Annotated in this window: 18 protein-coding genes, 1 tRNA gene and 3 pseudogenes; 18 read left to right on the plus strand and 4 right to left on the minus strand. The window is 47.6% G+C overall.

The annotated features are described in order from the left end of the window. The 17 genes and pseudogenes from C7434_RS22060 to C7434_RS21220 all read left to right on the plus strand — a co-directional run. A pseudogene (locus C7434_RS22060) lies at positions 1-240 on the plus strand (hypothetical protein); the annotation flags it as partial. Between the two features lie 9 nt (positions 241-249). Further along, positions 250-516, plus strand: a complete 267-nt coding sequence (locus tag C7434_RS21145) for a hypothetical protein (RefSeq protein WP_033738152.1) — start codon at positions 250-252, stop codon at positions 514-516. A 560-nt stretch (positions 517-1076) separates the two neighbouring features. Beyond that, a protein-coding gene (locus C7434_RS21150; RefSeq protein WP_133745888.1) for an IS3 family transposase occupies positions 1077-2197 on the plus strand; the annotation gives its coding sequence in 2 pieces (ribosomal slippage) (positions 1077-1335 and positions 1335-2197; 1122 coding nt in all). A gap of 813 nt (positions 2198-3010) precedes the next feature. Then, positions 3011-3226 (plus strand): hypothetical protein, encoded by a 216-nt coding sequence (locus C7434_RS21155; RefSeq protein ID WP_110269044.1) that lies wholly within the window; start codon positions 3011-3013, stop codon positions 3224-3226. Positions 3227-3230: 4 nt separating this feature from the next. Further along, positions 3231-3585 (plus strand): annotated as a pseudogene (locus C7434_RS22275) (RHS repeat-associated core domain-containing protein); the annotation flags it as partial. A gap of 25 nt (positions 3586-3610) precedes the next feature. Continuing rightward, positions 3611-4264 carry a TNT domain-containing protein gene (locus C7434_RS21165; RefSeq protein WP_166649072.1) on the plus strand — a complete coding sequence of 218 codons (654 nt, stop codon included), beginning with the start codon at positions 3611-3613 and terminating at the stop codon, positions 4262-4264. Positions 4265-4468: 204 nt separating this feature from the next. Further along, a pseudogene (locus C7434_RS21170) lies at positions 4469-5125 on the plus strand (RHS repeat-associated core domain-containing protein); the annotation flags it as partial. A gap of 244 nt (positions 5126-5369) precedes the next feature. Beyond that, complete coding sequence (locus C7434_RS21175; protein ID WP_033742126.1) at positions 5370-5855, plus strand: hypothetical protein; 486 nt, start codon at positions 5370-5372, stop codon at positions 5853-5855. Positions 5856-6585: 730 nt separating this feature from the next. Continuing rightward, a complete protein-coding gene (locus C7434_RS22280) occupies positions 6586-6903 on the plus strand; it encodes a hypothetical protein (RefSeq protein ID WP_226374532.1) in 318 nt (105 codons plus the stop codon). A gap of 1 nt (position 6904) precedes the next feature. Next, positions 6905-7396, plus strand: a complete 492-nt coding sequence (locus C7434_RS21185) for a hypothetical protein (RefSeq protein ID WP_050504995.1) — start codon at positions 6905-6907, stop codon at positions 7394-7396. A 184-nt stretch (positions 7397-7580) separates the two neighbouring features. After that, positions 7581-7868, plus strand: coding sequence for a hypothetical protein (locus C7434_RS21190; RefSeq protein ID WP_226374531.1), 288 nt, complete (start codon positions 7581-7583; stop codon positions 7866-7868). 165 nt (positions 7869-8033) lie between these two features. Continuing rightward, entirely contained in the window at positions 8034-8336 is a 303-nt protein-coding gene (locus C7434_RS21195; RefSeq protein ID WP_033742124.1) for a hypothetical protein, read from the plus strand. 136 nt (positions 8337-8472) lie between these two features. Next, positions 8473-8961 carry an Hsp20 family protein gene (locus C7434_RS21200; RefSeq protein WP_033742122.1) on the plus strand — a complete coding sequence of 163 codons (489 nt, stop codon included), beginning with the start codon at positions 8473-8475 and terminating at the stop codon, positions 8959-8961. Positions 8962-9044: 83 nt separating this feature from the next. Beyond that, positions 9045-9341 carry a hypothetical protein gene (locus tag C7434_RS21205; protein ID WP_033742120.1) on the plus strand — a complete coding sequence of 99 codons (297 nt, stop codon included), beginning with the start codon at positions 9045-9047 and terminating at the stop codon, positions 9339-9341. A 248-nt stretch (positions 9342-9589) separates the two neighbouring features. After that, on the plus strand, positions 9590-10393 hold the full coding sequence (locus tag C7434_RS21210) for an ABC transporter ATP-binding protein (RefSeq protein WP_033742118.1): 804 nt from the start codon (positions 9590-9592) through the stop codon (positions 10391-10393). 49 nt (positions 10394-10442) lie between these two features. Continuing rightward, complete coding sequence (locus C7434_RS21215; protein ID WP_133745890.1) at positions 10443-11357, plus strand: ABC transporter substrate-binding protein; 915 nt, start codon at positions 10443-10445, stop codon at positions 11355-11357. Between the two features lie 29 nt (positions 11358-11386). Beyond that, a complete protein-coding gene (locus tag C7434_RS21220) occupies positions 11387-12361 on the plus strand; it encodes an iron ABC transporter permease (RefSeq protein ID WP_133745891.1) in 975 nt (324 codons plus the stop codon). Between the two features lie 237 nt (positions 12362-12598). Here the strand turns inward: C7434_RS21220 and C7434_RS21225 are convergent, their stop codons facing one another. Beyond that, positions 12599-13837: an MFS transporter gene (locus C7434_RS21225; protein WP_033742113.1), complete on the minus strand. Its 1239-nt coding sequence runs from the start codon at positions 13835-13837 to the stop codon at positions 12599-12601. Positions 13838-14512: 675 nt separating this feature from the next. Here C7434_RS21225 and hemH point away from each other — a divergent pair. Continuing rightward, the gene (hemH, locus tag C7434_RS21230; protein ID WP_006119604.1) at positions 14513-15475 is read left to right on the plus strand and encodes a ferrochelatase; all 963 of its coding nucleotides are present in this window, start codon (positions 14513-14515) and stop codon (positions 15473-15475) included. Positions 15476-15678: 203 nt separating this feature from the next. Here hemH and C7434_RS21235 read toward each other — a convergent pair. The 3 genes from C7434_RS21235 to C7434_RS21245 form a co-directional block, all read right to left on the minus strand. After that, a tRNA-Asn gene (locus C7434_RS21235) sits at positions 15679-15754 on the minus strand. Positions 15755-15866: 112 nt separating this feature from the next. Continuing rightward, a complete protein-coding gene (gene mtfA, locus C7434_RS21240) occupies positions 15867-16634 on the minus strand; it encodes a DgsA anti-repressor MtfA (RefSeq protein WP_185199326.1) in 768 nt (255 codons plus the stop codon). Between the two features lie 165 nt (positions 16635-16799). After that, positions 16800-17483 (minus strand): hypothetical protein, encoded by a 684-nt coding sequence (locus tag C7434_RS21245; RefSeq protein ID WP_033742103.1) that lies wholly within the window; start codon positions 17481-17483, stop codon positions 16800-16802. Between the last annotated feature and the right edge of the window lie 19 nt (positions 17484-17502).

The raw sequence follows: 17502 nt of genomic DNA on the forward strand, positions 1-17502 counted from the left end.
GCTGTCACAACGCGGTTTGTGTGGGAAGGTTACCGTCTGCTGCAGGAAATCCACGACGATATTCCGCTGACTTATGTCTACAGCGACAGCCAGAGCTATGAGCTACTACAGATTGGTGAGGTTGCACCTCAAGTGACAAAGTCCGGGGCAATACTTAATGGGAAAGCTGATCAAATAATACTTCCTCGAGACTGGGATCAGAATTGGATTTTAAACACTAGAAGAATTAGCACTCCATAGGACGTCTATATGAATACGAATCAAGTAGTGAAAATTTTGAAAGATACACTGGCATTAATTAAGAACGAAGCCTTAATAAATGGAAAAAATAAGCTTAGTAATATCATTGAGAAATATGAGTTAACAATCCAGAAGATAGAGGATGGTACTTTGAAGTATAATGAAATTCACAATTCAGTAAAAGCCTACCTTGAGATTTATAATGATTATGATAACCCTTTGATTTTTAAGATGTCAGATGCTGAGAAAGCAGTGTCTATATACCTTGAAGTATAATGATTGTCGATAATTTTAATGAGTGATAATTGTAGTTGGCTTAAGGTTATCAATAATCCGAATACGCTTAAATTGGTTGATAAGTGGTATTTGAATAGGTGTTGAAAAGTGAATCCTGAGCTCAGAAATAAGTGCGAGTATATTTTGATCCTGAGCTAGAAAATAAGTCTTATGGGCTGATGAAGTAATTATTACTTTAGCGACGGCGAAAGTAATTTTCAATTTTTTAGTGTAAGGGTTTTTCGACTGGCATAAATTTTTCCAATATGGAGAGTTTAAATTAATCTTAACGAAGAAAATAGAAGTGTGATTTTTGACAATGGATTAGTTATCTCCTCAACTTCAACTAAGCAGAAGTTGTTTATTATTGACGGGCTGCGCTGGGAGGCGTGGCCTGACAATGGTGATGATACCGTAAACTATCGAGCCGTTTTTAATATAAAAATAATAGACAAGGTGATATTTACCTCATCGTATTTTTATCTCATCTGACCTGCTCCCCGTTGATTAATACACCGCGATGTTAGTAATGTCTTCATAAGCCACATGAGGACATCCCCATGAAGAAGCGTTTTTCCGACGAACAGATCATCAGTATTCTCCGCGAGGCTGAAGCCGGGGTTTCAGCCCGGGAACTCTGCCGTAAACATGCTATTTCAGACGCTACCTTTTACTCCTGGCGTAAGAAGTTCGGCGGCATGGAAGTTCCCGAAGTGAAGCGGCTCAAGTCGCTTGAAGAGGAGAACGCCCGCCTCAAGAAGCTACTCGCCGAAGCCATGCTGGATAAGGAGGCACTTCAGGTGGCTCTGGGGCGAAAGTACTGACGACAGACCAGAAGCGGGAAGCCGTGGAGGTCATGTGTGAGCCAATGGGTCTGTCGCAACGCCGTGCCTGCAGTCTGGCCGGTCTGTCACTTTCAACCTGCCGTTATTCGGCCCAGCGTCCGGCTGCTGACGCGCAACTGTCTCTACGCATCACAGAGCTGGCACTTGAACGCCGGCGATTTGGTTACCGACGGATCTGGCAGTTATTGCGCCGGGAGGGCCTTCACATCAACCACAAGCGGGTTTACCGCATCTATCACCTTAACGGTCTGTGTGTAAAACGCAGGTGCCGACGTAAGGGTCTGGCGACTGAACGGCTTCCGCTTCTCCGCCCGGAGGCGCCGAACATGACATGGTCAATGGATTTTGTCATGGATGCACTTGCCAGCGGCCGCCGGATTAAGTGCCTGACCTGTGTGGATGATTTCACGAAAGAGTGTCTGACGATCACCGCCGCTTTCGGGATTTCAGGCGTTCAGGTCGTGCTTATTCTGGACAGCATTGCGCTGTTTCGTGGATATCCTGCGACGATAAGAACCGATCATGGCCCGGAATTTACCTGCCACGCGCTGGATCAATGGGCCTTTGAACATAGTGTTGAGCTGCGTTTAATCCAGCCAGGCAAGCCAACTCAAAACGGATTTATTGAGAGTTTTAACGGTCGCTTTCGGGATGAATGCCTGAATGAGCACTGGTTCAGCGATGTTCTTCATGCCCGGAAAATCATTAATGACTGGCGGCAGGACTATAACGAGTCCAGACCTCATTCATCGCTTAATTATCAGACGCCATCTGAATTTGCAGCAGGCTGGCGAAACGGGAAACATGAAGAAAAACCCACCGACATTACTAACTGAAGGTTGTATCTAATACTGGGGGCAGGTCACATCAAGGTGATGTAAATGCCACAGTAGTAAGTTGGTGCTTTGCACCTGATAAGCTATTGATGGTAGAGAAAAATAAACCAGAAGGTTAAGTTACGCGAAAATTAAGAAAGTGGTTTGAAGTGCAATCTGATTGTAAGCTTCCCGTCTATGGCCCATGGGGACACATTGATGCAGTATATGATCCACATGACAGAACAGGTATGGTTACTTGTAACTAATTTTCAGGTTTCGAAGATGTAAAGTCATGGGGGGAATATTTAAAATGGAATAACTTAAAGAATTACTATAAATAATTAAATTTCTTCTGCATGTTTTTGTGGTTTACCAATCAATACATTCATTTTTATATTTTAAGTATTTCCATTTTTCTATATACAATAATCAGCAATATATTGATTTTCTTTTATTAAATTAAAGCTGGTAGGTGTTTTTTTACATGTGACTCATTTTATAGAGATTTTTAAATTATTGATTTATAAGCTATAGATTATCATAATTTTTTGCAATATGCAAAGTTAAGTATGTTTTGAAAGTGTGATAATCATCCTTGACGTAAGCTAAAAGAATGAATGATTTTGCATGTGGATGCAATTATTATTTTCACGATTTGCATGAAGATTAACACTGACATAAGCTTACTAAATAAAAATGATAGGGTTAGGCTTCTGAAGCGTTTTCAATGTTTGATAATTTAAATTAATTGTTGAGATCATTTGGTTTCACACACTAACTGACTAGTCAAGTTGTCTGTTTTCCCAGATTTAAATGAATTTACGGATTTTTATGAATGAATTAATGTTCTCAGGATATGGCGTAGATATTATAAAAAGAAATGATGAGTATTATATTAGGTACGATAACGGGACGATTGCTATGTATGAGATAGAATCAAAAATTTCATTTTACGAAGCATTAAAAGCTCAGAAAAGTGAACGTGATGCCTATGAAGTCATTATAGCCACCCAATCCAGAGAGGGAAGAGGACGGTCTCAATTTTGATTACTCACATATAGATGAAGTGAAAATTCCGGAGATATTCTGTTCCATTGCGCCACTGATAGCACGCCAGAACTTTTAACCGACGTTGAAGGCCAGAAGACCTGGGAAGGTGTGAACAGCCCGTGGGGAAAATTGTTGCGCGAATCGAATCAACGAATTCCGGTGGTAGAGCAGAACCTGCGCGTATGCAGGGCCAGAACCTGGACCGCGAAACGGGGCTTCACTATAATTTGTTCCGTTATTATGATCCGGACAGTGGCCGGTTTACCTAGCATGAACCGATAGGGCTGGCGGGGGGGATCAACCTTTATCAGTATGCGCCGAATGCGCTGGGATGGGTGGATCCGTGGGGCTTGGCCACCGAACCGCGGTTTTGTTATCTCAGTGAAAGAGACCCTTCAGCCAGGAACTAAATTAGATCGTTATGGTGGTTGGACTGAAAATGGTGTTATCAGAGATACAGGTACGTTCCTTTCTCCAGCAGGAGCTTCTTTTGAAGGTAGGGCGCTTCCGGATTATACATTGAAAAAACCTCTATCTACCTGTGAGGTATTGAAATCTTATGAAGTTGACGCCGGTCCAGCAATCCCATGGTTTGGAAAGGCAGGAATGAATAAACAATATGAAACAGCTGATAATGTCGAAAATCTGATTAGAAATGGAGTTTTGGAAAAAATTATGAAAAATGGTATTAAAGCTCAAGTTTTGTTACATGATGGTTTTGAGAATGATTTTATTCATAAAAAAAACGTCATTATATGCCTGTATTGTTCTGGAGAAGTCGTTTTTTCAGTATATGGTTCGAAAAGTTTTAATTCGGAAGATTTAGAGTTTAAACAGTTTTACTCCAAAAAAATAAGGGGAGTAAAAGAAATGACTAAGGGTTCTGGTCTTTATCATTACAATGATGAATCTATCAGCTTTTTTGAAACTCAATGTGACTCTGGAAGGCATAATCTTTTGATTTTTTCAACTTTTTCTGAGATTCAACCAGCCAGGTATATTTCTCATTTGATTGGTATTTTCCTAAAGAATTAAAATATTTATTATCCTGTAGTTGTGTGAATTTTAGATAAAATTATCAATTTTTTCTTAAAGTTAATTGTGGATATTATGATTTATAGTATTGACTATTTAATTTCCCCTTCTCTTAATATTACTCAATTTTAACTTAAATTTTCGTACTTATATAAAGCAAAAGGGATGTGTGACTTGCCACTGGCCCGACAATTACCCAGATGTATCAGTAAAACCCGCCAGCAATCGTTACAGGTAAGCCGTATAACAATGCTGTCATAATACGATTTATATGCAAGGTTGCCGTCTGCTGCATGGAAATCCACGAAGATATTTCGCTACGTTTACAGCGACAGCCAGAGCTATGAGCCACTGGCCCGTATTGATGGCGAAGAAAGTCCGGAGATATTCTGGTTCCACTGCGCGGCTAACGGCACGCCCGAGCGACTGACCGACGTTGAAGGCCAGAAGACCTGGGAAGGTGTGAACAGCCCGTGGGGCAAACTGCTGCGCGAATCGAATCAGCGAATTCCAGTGGTAGAGCAGAACCTGCGTATGCAGGGCCAGTACCTGGACCGCGAAACGGGGCTTCACTGTAATTTGTTCCGTTATTATGACCCGGACAGCGGCCGGTTTACCCAGCATGACCCGATAGGGCTGGCGGGGGGGATCAACCTTTATCAGTATGCGCCGAATGCGCTGGGATGGGTGGATCCGTGGGGGTTGATGAAGTGTAAAAATCCTTCTGAGGAAGCAACAAAATGGCAAGGTCCAAAAAACCCCGATTACCCAGGAATTGACGTTTACAAGAACAGGAAGCTTAAAAAAGTACAATTCTCTATGCTTTTTACCCTAATGGCGACCAACAACCTGCATATGTAGTGACGTTCCCTACTGTTAATCAGTACAGAGGAGATCCGTTAGGTTATCATCAAGCATTGCAAGTTAAATTGGATCCACGCTGGCCTGTGCGTACGAAATTAAGAGCATTTTATGTAAGCGAAGACATTGACGTTGCTTACGGTAGAGCTGCAGCGAATAAAATGTATGGCGATGGTGGGGGGCTTAAGTTCTTCATACCAGAGGAAATGAGACATTTATTAATCCCAGGGAAAATTATTCATATATGAAAAAATTAAAAGTTGATCTAATTACAGGTACAATAATTTTAGATGAGTTAGGTCTGGACGTTACAGATGAAGACACTTTTTGTGAAAGTAATTTCTATAAAAGCATGAATAGTAAAGGGAGTATAAAAAAGATTATTCCTCATCATTATCTAATCGAGTCAATAATTTTTTTCAATAAAGAATTTGAAATGCATATAAGGCCGATATGCTTTAACTTTCCGTTTATGGTGCAACTTATAGATAAGAAAAGTAAATATTACGATTCCTTAAGTGATTGGGATAAACGAACCAATATTAAAATGTTAAATGAATCAGTAGAAAATTTGTCAAATTGGCTTGGTTCATCATTAGAATTAAGAGAGCCAGATTTCATTTCAAATGAAGTAGTAAGGTGGGAGTTCTTTTGGGGAGATATTTCAGTTTCCTATGAGACAAGGTCATTCAACCATGGTATATACATAACATGGAATACTGGTGAGTAATGAAAGTCATAATAACGAGTAAATTTATTTAAGGTTAACGAAAGCCAAGAGTTTGCTTTCATATAAACCTGACTGCTGGTGTTTTTAAAAGGTATCGCTAGTTCGAAATCCATAATTGAAATTTTTTAGGCAGTATCTACTATACAAAGAGATTAATAACTTATCGTATGAGTATTACCGGTTGTTGAAAAAGTATGTTGCTCATTTATGGGATCTGGAATATTCCGGCTCTCATGGCTATGCACATCGATATGGAGTTCTGAAAAAATCCGTAGTAATTTTTTATAGTTAAAACCAGAACCCTGTACAAAGCTCAGTAAATTACCGAACACGGGTTGGTTGAATATAAAAGCCAGCTTCTTCATAAATACCTAAGTAATCTGACGTCCGGAAAGTTACTAATTGATAGCTGAAACCTGTAAGTCTCAAAAAGTGCATGAAACTAAAATAATTGTAATTATCCATTTACCTTATAATATTCAGAACCGGTATGCCACTTCTCACGTCATGCATAACCGCGTAACCGAACTGAACGAGGGCCGCTGGCAGTAGGATATTCATACTTTACCAGTATGCGCCGAATGCGCTGGGATGGGTGGATCCGTGGGCGTTGAGGCGTACATGTAAGCCTAATAAACCAACTAAACATAGTGATCACAACCAAGGCGCGTTTGCAAGACAGTGGCAGGGGAGAGGCGTATATAAAGGGCGTGATACTTGGACAAATACTATGTTGAAGGAAGGTGATATTGTCTATGGTGGTGTGCCCGGACAATCTGGCTTTTATTTCGACAAAACAACTCTGGATGCCGCAGGCGGGAGCAGAGAGTCACTTTGGAAAAGTTTACAGGTGTTACCACATCCAAAATTTGGCTATCGTGGTCAGATACAGGCTTATAGGGTAAAACGCGAAATAATTGTTGGAACTGGCAAGGCATTATCACAAGATCCAGAAAAATTCGGAAATGGTGGTGGAACACAATTTTTCCTTTCTAATTATAAGGCTGTTTTAGAGCCTGTTGGAAATCCATTTAGTATGGGGATATGAAATGAAAATTAATAAAGAAGACGGAAGTTTGAATTTTGAGAATGGATTGATTATTTCCTCTACTTCGACTAAGAAAAATTTGTTTGCGATGGGTGGTTTATTTTGGGAGGGATGGCCTGACAATGGTGATGATACCGTAAATTATCGAGCCGTTTTTAATACGAAAAACAATAGGCAAGGTGATATTTACCTGATCGTATTTTTATCTCATAAAGGTGATGAGAATGCCACAGTAGTAAGTTGGTGCTTTGCACCTGATAATCTATTGATGGGAGAGCAAAATAAACCAGAGGGTAAAGTTACACGAAAATTAAGAGAGTGGTTTAAAGTGCAATCTGGTTGTAATCTTCCAGTCTATGGCGCGTGGGGACACATTGATGCAGCATATGACCCACATAACAGAACAGGTATGATTACTTGTAACTATCGTTCAGGCTTTGAAGATGCAAAGTCATGGAGTAATTATTGTGAATGGAATAAGTTAAAATTTTAATGTTGATAGTGAAGTATCTTTATATGGATTTTTTATGGTTTTTCAATAAATACCATTTGTAGTTATTTTCTATTAGCTAATCTTTTTATCCTGCTATATATAATAACTATTTGCGGTATGGTGGGTTTTATCATTAATTTTAAAGTTGGTTTTTTTTGGCAATTCAATCATTGACGGTATTTTAATGAGATTTTTACCATGGCTTGTCGGGCGTGATATCACTGAATTACTGCAACATGGTTTCGAAATAGATGAGGTAATCGCACTACAGGAAAACTCCATACTTGCCTGTTCCACTACAGAGCTTGAGCTTTATTTTAAACAGCCTGCTGAGTCTCTTCCCTGGCAAAATGCCTTTCCGATTGCAATAGTGCTGGAGCTGGAGCTGGAGCTGGAGCTGGCCGCCTTTGCATTTAATTTGCTGATATTTCTGCGTGCTTTACTCTGCTCAATCCACAAGTACATGCGTTGATTTTTTTTATTCCCTCAATCGTCATTATTGGCGCGGTACTCACGGCCAGTTACCTGCTTGCCCGAGGCAAAACAACCGGTGTGGCGGGGCTAGCATACGTCTGTGGGACATTGCTTATATTGACCGTTTTCTATTGAGCTTTGCTCAAAGTCGCTGGCTGAATAAATGGCTACACTTACGCAGGATATCGGTTTCAAAATCATTGGGTTAATGAATTACCTGTCAGGTGCGTACGTCGCCTGTTCAAGCTCTGGAAAGCGATCTGGTGCCTGGTTTCGGCTGGGTACTTCAATATTACGCAAGATTCGTATTATCGCTTCTGCCGCCTCGTCTGCACCGCCCATCATTATGCCGTTTATTACCGTTGAGTTGCATGTTGTGGTAATGCTATTGATAGATGTGTCCGGTTCAAACACCACTTCAGATCGGCGCTCAGAAAATATCAACGAAAAAGGCAAAACCATGTAGCCACTCACGCCCAAAAAAATTTCATTTTCCTCGCTTGAAATCCCACTAAATGATCCTATAAATGTCTGTGAGCAGCGGGGGAGGTCCCCACGCCGATGAGCTTTTGAATGAACCATTAATTCAGGAGGTTATCACTATGGCATTACGTAATTTTCCCGTATTTCCTTCTATCGCAGATTCTGCCTTTTCAGACCGGTTTAACCGTATCGACAGGCTGTTCAGCCAGTTGACCGGTGATGCGCCCGTGTCGGTTTCTCCCTCTTACGACCTGAAGCAGGTTGATAACGAACACTACGAACTGACCGTCAGCGTGCCGGGCTGGAAAGAAAGCGAGCTTGAAATCGAAGTGGCAGGCGGTCGTCTGACCGTGACCGGACAGAAAGAGGAGGTCAGCGATAACGATACGGAAAAAGAAGGGCAGAACAGCGGTTGGCTGCACCGTGGTATCAGTCGTTCAGACTTCCGTCTGAGCTACAGCGTGCCGGAACATATGAAAGTGACCACCGCACGCCTGCAGGACGGTTTGCTGCGTGTCGGCCTGCACCATGAAATACCGGAAAGCGAGAAGCCTCGTCGCATTCCGATCGAACACCGTACGGCGGAAGCCATTGAACATCAGGCCTAATGGCAGGTTAACGAAAAAGCGGAGGGCGCTGACGGCGTTCTCCGCGCTTTGTCATCAAGGTGCCAGAGAATCAGGAGGCGGTAATGAAAGTCATCAGCGTGCCCGAAGATCGTGCTCTTTATCCCAAACTGGTTGGCGAAACCGTAATGGCGGCAAAGTTACAGTTAGGCCGCACCCGGTTGTCGGTGAATTACAACAAAGTGCCTGGCGGTATCATGCCAGTGCTGGTGGTGGATTTCTACAACGAAAAAGGCAAGCTTTACTCCCTGCGTTACAACCTGCCGCCCGATACACCAGAGCGCACTGAACGTCGATTGTCACTGTTAATGCGGCTGATTGAGAAAGAGGCCAGTGAGGAAAAGCTGGCTGAGGCGGTGTAAAACCGATAAGTGCAACCAAAACGAAGAGGAGGTGACGATGCTCAACACACTCATGCTACATACCTCGTTGGGTGCTGGCATGCTAGCGATGACGGCCAGCCTGTTTCACAACCGTTTTAAATAAGCCGTTTTCGTTTTCTCTCTTCAGGGTGCCGACATCGCGGCACCCTGTTTCATTCGTGCCCGCCGCTTGTCTTTCTGTGCCTCAATTGTTATGTTATAACATATCTATTTGTGGGGTGAAAAACATGCCGTCGTCCAGAGCGTTACCTCAATCCGATCCTGTTTTGCAGGTCAACATTGCGCAGTTGAACCGAACGGACGGCGAACCGCTCTTGCATCACATTCACTTCAGCGTCAGAGAGGGAGAGCGGCTGGTCATCATCGGGCCAAACGGCAGTGGCAAGACGTCATTACTGCGGGCAATGTGCCGTGAGTTATCGTCACCGCCACAGGCGATTCAGCTTAACGGCGCATGTCTGGCAACGTTTTCACGGCAACAGCTTGCCACCTGCATAGCCGTGATGGCGCAGAATGATATGCCCGATCTCAGGCTGTCGGTTGAAGAGTACGTTGCGTTGGGCCGTATTCCGCATCTAGGCGCCTGCCCGGCAGGAGTAAATCAACGGATCATCCACGAGTCCATTGATGAAACCGGTCTTTCAGCACTAAAAACACGCCCGCTGGCTGCGCTGTCCGGGGGAGAACGACAACGTGCTGCACTGGCGCGCGTGCTGGCGCAAAAGCCGTTATTGATCTTACTGGATGAACCGACGAACCATCTTGATCCGCTGGCCCGCCAGCAGCTACTGGCACTCATTAAAAACAAAGGGATTACGGCAATAGCGGTACTGCATGACCTGTCCCTGATTGATACGTTTGCCGATCGTGTGCTTATCCTGTCGCAGGGCGAGCAAATTGTGTGTGATCACCCGTCGCGCGCGCTGACGTCGCGCTATCTCCAGCCTGTGTTCGGCTTAAACAGCTTTACCGTAAAACATCCTGCCAGCGGTAAGCGCTTACGTATTTTTGAGGTGCCCGACTGTGCATGATGCATTGAGTAAAATCGGTTTTGCCGCGTTTCTGGCCGTGACGCCAGCCATGTGGGCCAGCGCAAGTGATTTTCCTGTCACCGTCGACAGTTGCGGCCAGCCCGTGACGTTCACCTCGCCGCCTGCGCGAGCCGTGATTAACGACCTCAATATGGCAGAAATGGCTTTTGCGTTGCATCTGCAGAACCGTATTGTCGGTCTCACCGGCATCAGTGGCTGGTACAAGATGACGCCGGCCTTTAAGCAGGCCATGGGATCCATCCCTGAGCTGGCACCGAAATATCCCTCACTGGAAACGTTGCTGGCCGCGAGCCCTGATTTCTTTTTTGCTGGCTGGAATTACGGGATGAAAGTGGGCGGTGACGTTACACCTGCTTCACTGCGTCAGTACGGCATTAAAACCCTGGTGCTGAGTGAAAGCTGCGTCTTTACGCAGAAGGACAAGCAGAAAGCGACGATGGATCTGCTCTATAACGACGAGATTAAACTGGGCAAAATTTTTGGCAAGCGGGCCGAAGCCGAGGCGCTGGTAGAGGACTGGAAACAGCAACTGCAGGCCTTACCTCAGCGTCCGGCTGATACGCAGCCTCGAAAAGTCTTCGTTTATGACTCAGGCGAAGACAAACCGTTCACCAGCGGAAAATATGCCATGCCGACCGCCATCATTGAGGCCGCCGGAGGTAAAAACGCGATGGAAGCGCTGGAGATGAGCTGGGGCACTACCTCCTGGGAGAGCGTGGCGGCCACGCAGCCGGATTTTATTATCTTGCTGGACTATCAGACCGGCAGTGGGGCAGAGGCACTGCGCCACTTCCTGGAAAATCATCCGCTTATGAAGCTGACGCCTGCGGTGAAGCACCACCGCTACCTGAAGTTACAGTACGCTGAACTCACACCGGGGCCGGCCAATATTCAGGCCGTGGAGAAGCTGGCTCATGCGCTCTATTCGACGGATGCGCCGTGAATCGATTGCCGCATCGTTATTCAGGAATAATGAGTGCGTCCTGCCTGCTGCTGGCGATCCTGATGCTGATCAGCACGGCGGAAGGCACCGTGTCATTGTCTTTAACGCAGGTGCTGTCCGCACTCGACATGGCAGACGCGCCCGTCTCTGAAATGGTAACCCGAATCGTGATCGACCTACGGTTACCGCGCACGCTGCTGGCCGTGATGACGGGGGCTGGCCTGGCCATCGTCGGGGCATTGTTGCAAACCACCACCCGTAACGATTTAGCCGATCCGTTTTTATTTGGTCTGTCCTCTGGGGCCTCAGCCGGTGCTGTACTGGTGATTACCCGCTTTGGCGATCGGCTGTCGGCGTTAACCTTGCCCGTTGCCGCTTTCGCGGGTGGGCTGTTTTCGGCCGCCGCCGTCATGTTGCTTTTTCATTTCAAAAAGCAACGTTCAGCAGAGCACTTGATTCTCTGCGGGCTGGCCGTGTCATTTCTGTTTGGTGCGGTGACCAGCTATTTGATTTTTTCAGGCGACCAGCGCGCGGCCAGCTCGGTGATGTTCTGGTCACTGGGCGGGCTGGGATTAGCCAGCTGGCTTAACCTGCCTTATGCACTGGTAAGTCTGGCACTACTGACAGGGTTTGTGGCGCTGCGCGGGCGGCAGTTGGATGGATTGCTGGCGGGCGAGCAAACCGCACTCTCGCTTGGTATTCACGTCAACCGGTTACGCATCGAGGTGTTTCTGTGCTGTGCGCTGGCAACCGCGTTGCTGGTGGCCCTGACCGGCGTCATTGGCTTTGTCGGACTAATGGTGCCGCACCTGTGTCGGCACATCACCGGCGTAAAACACGGTCTCTTGATTCCGCTCTGTGCGCTGTGGGGCGCCATTTTGTTGTGTGCTGGCGATATTGCCAGCCGGACGCTGCTGGCCCCGCAGGAGCTGCCCATTGGCATCATCACGGCCGGTATCGGTGGGGGATTTGTGATTGTGCAACTGATGCGAAACAGGACGTGAAGGTCAAACCGGCCACCTTATAGGGTAAATATAAAGTGGCCTTGTCCCGGAAGGGGCCTTATCACCCGCTGCATCACTGGCTACAGACAGGCAACGCATAACAGATCATGACGCGTTTATGCCTTATGCAGTATCAACGTACTGTGCAGGTATGGCTTGTCATTCCGGGCCCGCTGCGCCTGACCTGGCGAAATTCGCCGTAGGTTCCCCGGGGCCATGCCACCTTCCCGCTCAACGTTATGCCACCGTCTCATTCTCAAGCTTCTGCCTTTTCCGCAGATTCGGAAAGAGCATCATCCAGAGCCCAACCACCACCAGTGTCCCGACGCCGCCAATGACGGCGGCGGGCACCGCGCCCATCCATGCCGCAAGCAGCCCGGATTCAAACTCACCCAACTGATTTGAGGTATTGATAAAGATAGCGTTAACCGCATTGACGCGGCCGCGCATCGTATCCGGTGTATCCAGCTGAACCAGTGCGCCACGGATCACCATGCTCACCATATCGAAACCACCCAGCGCGGCCAGCGCCAACAGAGAAAGCCACAGTTTTGTTGAGAGCGCAAACAGCAGCGTCGCCAGGCCAAAACCGGCCACGGAACCAAACATAATCATGCCGACATGTTTTTCCAGCTTGTGGCGGCTGAGCCAGACGCCGACCAGCAGGGCACCCACTGACGGCGCACCGCGTAACAGGCCAAGTCCCCATGGCCCGGTGTGCAGAATATCCTGGGCGAAGACAGGGAGCAGGGCGGTTGCACCGCCCAGTAACACGGCGAACAGGTCGAGCGATATTACGCCCAGAACATCCTTGCGTTCGCGAATAAAGCGCACGCCCATAAACATGTTCGACAGCGTCATCGGCACACGTTCCTGAGGAGGGCGTTCATAACGTAAGCAACCCACCAGTATCAGCGAGAATAAATAAAACAGGGCTGAAACCCCGTAAACCACCTCGGGACCGGCTATGTACAGCAGGCCACCCAGCGTTGGCCCGACGATCACCGCCGCCTGACCGCCAACAGAGCTGGCCGCCATGGCGCGCGCCAGAATCGGTGGCGGGACCAGCGCCGGCAACATAGAGGTAATGGCTGGCCATTCCAGGGCTTTCGCCAGCGAAATCAGAAAGACCAGCCCCCAGATTTCAAGTTTGTCTGCCCAGTGCAATAGCGTCAGCGCCACCAGACCGAGCAGCGCGGCCCACTCAATCAGTTGGCCGATAACCACGATACGGCGGCGGTCGAACTGATCGGCCAGATGTCCCGCAGGCAACGCCAGAAGCACTGAGGGCAGAAACTGCATCAGGCCAATCATGCCTAACGCCATCGCGCTGTGGGTTATTGCATAGATTTGCCAACTGACGGCCACGGAAAACATCTGAAAACCAAATGAAGAACAGGTTCGGGCGAGCCAAAACGCCACAAATGACCTGTGTTGCAGCAGCGAATCTTCGCCTGTTGAAACGCCTGTACGCATCCTGATTCCTGTCCCGAAAAGCCTCGCGGCAAAAGTGATTGCCTCAGTCTGATTGATGACCGTGATGTAATCTGGTTTTTTTCTGACTAAAGCATGGCGATGTTACTGCCTGGCGGTCTGCGCGATATTCACGCCATGGGCAGCGTCAGTCAGCACAGATAGAGCGCTAAATATTAGCATGCTTAATGTTCAATTTAATAAATCAAAATATCGACAAGATGTGATTTTAACCCGCTGAATAATGGGGAATTGCCGGATTACTTTTTATCATTCACCACAGAAAATGTACGAGCCGATCGGAAGGGACGCGACTTATCAGAGCTATTGGTCTTTCGTCGACGCAGCGATGATAATATATGACCCAATGTTTTTTGACCGTCATGCAAAGCCGTGTCAAAAAGCAAATAAAGGCGGGCTCACAGGGCATAACGCTTTTTACGGCGTAAAAGACGTTAAAGCCCGCCCGACTGTTTCATCCATGGTCCGGGCTCATAAGGCGGCGTAAGACGTCAGCAAAGACGTTGGCAGGCTGACTCGACGTCGTCGCAGAAGTCCCCGCCTTGCCTTCGTTTCGCCGTCACTGACGCAAAAGGCGCAGACGGAGGAGATGATGTCCTTGAGTGTGCTACAGTGTTCAGGCACTTTTTTTCCTTGGGTTTTCAGAGGTCCCAGCTAATGACGAATAAACAGGGTGTTTTAATTGTTAACCTTGGAACACCAAAAGAACCCACGACTGCTGCGGTTAAAACATTTTTATCGAAATTTTTGCACGACTACAGAGTGGTCGATTTACCCCGGATCCTGTGGTGCCCGATCCTGCATGGCGTAATTATCCCGCTACGCGCCAAACGCGTGGCTAAATTGTACTCCTCTATCTGGATGGACGAAGGTTCACCGCTGATGGTCTACAGCGTCCGTCAGGCGCGCGCACTGGAAGCGTTGACGGGCATGCCTGTTGAGCTGGGCATGAGTTATGGCGAGCCGAGCATCGGGGGCGCTATCGACAGGCTGCTGGCGAAAGGTGTCGATAAAATTATCGTTATTCCTTTGTATCCGCAGTTTTCCTCGTCCACCGTGTCATCCGTTTTCGACAGCGTGAGTCGTCACCTGCAGACGATGAAGAACCGCTACACACCGGCGATCAACTTCATCAACGACTATGCCGATCATCCTGCTTATATCGATGCGTTAAAAACGTCCGTGCTTGAATCGTTTGAGGCCAATGGCGTGCCGGATGCCTTACTGGTCTCCTATCACGGTATACCGGTCAGGTTTTCAAACGAAGGCGACAAATATCAGGAGCGTTGTGCGTTAACGACAAAATTACTCACCGACGCCCTGAACATGCCTTCGCTAAAAGTAGTGATGACCTTCCAGTCACGCTTTGGCAGGGAACCCTGGTTAACGCCCTATACCGATGAAACCATTAAAAATCTGCCTGCGGAAGGCGTAAAAAGCCTGCAGGTAATCAGCCCGGGCTTTGCGGCAGACTGTCTGGAAACGCTGGAAGAACTGGATGAGCAGAACAGGGAAATCTTTATGCATGCGGGCGGGACGTCCTTTACCTATATTCCTGCGCTCAATGATAAACCTGTTCATATTGAGATGCTGCGCCAGCTGGCGGAGGGCGCGAAATAGCGTGCTGCGGTCCGTCACTTGTTAAAGACCGGTAGCGACAAAGCCAGAATGCGTTCATTCTGGCTTTGTGTTTTTATTAACCTGCAGCATTTTATTATGGCAGATTGCTAAATTTGGCCGTAAAGCAACGCGCGGAAAGAAGACAGAGAAAGGCGATCGGCTGAAAAGCAAAAAGCCTGCTCGCAAGCAGGCTTTTTTAATTCTGGCTCCTCTGACTGGACTCGAACCAGTGACATACGGATTAACAGTCCGCCGTTCTACCGACTGAACTACAGAGGAATCGTGTGAACGAGGCGAATAGTAACGAGGTCGGCTCAGGGTGTCAACAGTATAAAAGCGTTTAGCATTCAACTGGCTAGCTTTAAAGCAATGCGTCTGCAAAGCAGGCGATTTAGTCGTGAGCGGCTCCTGTTCTGCTTAACGGGTCCTGCTGATAAAAGTGCTGAAGATGACGGTACATGGCCGGGAAACGCTCCGCCAGCAGGGCCGGGGCCGTAAAAAAATACTCGGATAATACCGCGAAGCACTCTGCCGGATCGCTGGCGGCATAAGGATCGATGCTGGCGGCCTGCTCACCGACACTTTCCACTTCATGTTCAATCCCGGCCATCGCGCTACGCAAATCTTTTTCCCATTGGGCAACCTCACGTAGCGGCATCATTGGCACGCCGCTGGTATAACCGCTACCGCGCGCATCCAGTTTGTGCGCCACTTCATGAATGACCAGGTTGTAGCCGGAAAGATCGAAGGAGTCCTGAATATCCAGCCAGTTGAGCACGACCGGCCCTTGCGTCCAGCTTTGCCCTGCATGGACGGCGGGGGCGTGATGGACCAGGCCATGCTCATCCTGCCACAGGTCATCCACATTGAAAGGCTCGGGATAAATGAGCACTTCGTGAAAGCCGTCCAGCCAGTCGAGCCCCAGCTTCAGCACCGGCAGGCAGAACAGCAAAGCAATGCGCACGGTACGCAGCGCATCAAGCTGACAGCCTTCAAGCGGAACCAGTTTTTTTTGCTGCAGAAAATGCTGAGCCATGGCCTGCAGCGACTGACGTTCATCGTGGTTGAGGAGGGTAAAAATCGGCTGTGTCAGCCCGGCCTGCCAGGGCAGGTCAGTCAGATCCGTATTGCTGTGTGTTTTCCATGGCCATTTAAACATCGTTGGTTCCGCACTGAATGCTGCAATTGCAGAACCCTGAGCGACCAGACAGTAAAATGCCAGCATCAAAACGGCATGCTGGCATCGTCAGGCTTCAGGGATGAAGGAGCAATATTCAACCTGTTAGCAAGGAAATTGTCTGTGATTCAGCCCACAAAGAGCAGGCTAAGTTGATTCGCGCGTGGCACGCTCGAACTCAATAACCCAAACCCACGGGTTAACCTGCCAGCTGGTTGCCCCGTACTGTTTTTGCCAGGCTTTGCGATAGGCTTCTTTAGGCAGTTCAGAATTGACGTTCATGGTAAAGAAGTTGTTCAGGAAGTGCGAGTCGGTCTGCACACCTTCCGCCATAATGTCGTCTTCACTAATATCCTGAATCTGCTCTGCGCGCACATCCGTAATAATCAGGTCGATGCGGCTTGCCCAGCGCGGCATATGAATGGCTGTTTGCCAGCCAAACTGCTCGGCGTCCGGTCCGCCTGACGTATGTTGGCCCAGTTCATTGCTGTCCGCCCGGTACTGGCAAAAGTCCGGCGAGCGAAACGGGGTGGGATCGCGTTCATAATCCGCCAGCGCATGTTCAGGCACGATGGGGCCACGCCAGGTTTCGCGGACCCAGAGCTTGTCGCCAGGCATGCCGTAAGGACAATGATAACGAATGTCGTTCATGGCCATCATTTTGTCACCGTGCAGGTGATTAGCCTGTACATCAAAGGCATGTACCCCTTCATGATGATCCTGGCCTGGACCAAAAGCCTGCGTTTTCATTATGCGCCGGGTTTGGGTTTGTTGGCCAACCAGCAGGGCTCGGACCCGCTGTTCGGAAAAAAGAATCGGCCGCTCTTTCATGGATTACCTCTTTTTATTA

This window comes from Pantoea sp. PNA 14-12, from assembly GCF_004364735.1.
GTDB classification, from domain to species: domain Bacteria; phylum Pseudomonadota; class Gammaproteobacteria; order Enterobacterales; family Enterobacteriaceae; genus Pantoea; species Pantoea stewartii.

Coding starts and splice junctions, on each gene's coding strand:
- C7434_RS21145 (WP_033738152.1), top strand. CDS start 250: ATGAATACGAATCAAGTAGTGAAAATTTTGAAAGATACACTGGCATTA.
- C7434_RS21155 (WP_110269044.1), top strand. CDS start 3,011: ATGAATGAATTAATGTTCTCAGGATATGGCGTAGATATTATAAAAAGA.
- C7434_RS21175 (WP_033742126.1), top strand. CDS start 5,370: ATGAAAAAATTAAAAGTTGATCTAATTACAGGTACAATAATTTTAGAT.
- C7434_RS22280 (WP_226374532.1), top strand. CDS start 6,586: ATGTTGAAGGAAGGTGATATTGTCTATGGTGGTGTGCCCGGACAATCT.
- C7434_RS21185 (WP_050504995.1), top strand. CDS start 6,905: ATGAAAATTAATAAAGAAGACGGAAGTTTGAATTTTGAGAATGGATTG.
- C7434_RS21190 (WP_226374531.1), top strand. CDS start 7,581: ATGAGATTTTTACCATGGCTTGTCGGGCGTGATATCACTGAATTACTG.
- C7434_RS21195 (WP_033742124.1), top strand. CDS start 8,034: ATGGCTACACTTACGCAGGATATCGGTTTCAAAATCATTGGGTTAATG.
- C7434_RS21200 (WP_033742122.1), top strand. CDS start 8,473: ATGGCATTACGTAATTTTCCCGTATTTCCTTCTATCGCAGATTCTGCC.
- C7434_RS21205 (WP_033742120.1), top strand. CDS start 9,045: ATGAAAGTCATCAGCGTGCCCGAAGATCGTGCTCTTTATCCCAAACTG.
- C7434_RS21210 (WP_033742118.1), top strand. CDS start 9,590: ATGCCGTCGTCCAGAGCGTTACCTCAATCCGATCCTGTTTTGCAGGTC.
- C7434_RS21215 (WP_133745890.1), top strand. CDS start 10,443: ATGTGGGCCAGCGCAAGTGATTTTCCTGTCACCGTCGACAGTTGCGGC.
- C7434_RS21220 (WP_133745891.1), top strand. CDS start 11,387: ATGAGTGCGTCCTGCCTGCTGCTGGCGATCCTGATGCTGATCAGCACG.
- C7434_RS21225 (WP_033742113.1), bottom strand. CDS start 13,837: ATGCGTACAGGCGTTTCAACAGGCGAAGATTCGCTGCTGCAACACAGG.
- hemH (WP_006119604.1), top strand. CDS start 14,513: ATGACGAATAAACAGGGTGTTTTAATTGTTAACCTTGGAACACCAAAA.
- mtfA (WP_185199326.1), bottom strand. CDS start 16,634: ATGTTTAAATGGCCATGGAAAACACACAGCAATACGGATCTGACTGAC.
- C7434_RS21245 (WP_033742103.1), bottom strand. CDS start 17,483: ATGAAAGAGCGGCCGATTCTTTTTTCCGAACAGCGGGTCCGAGCCCTG.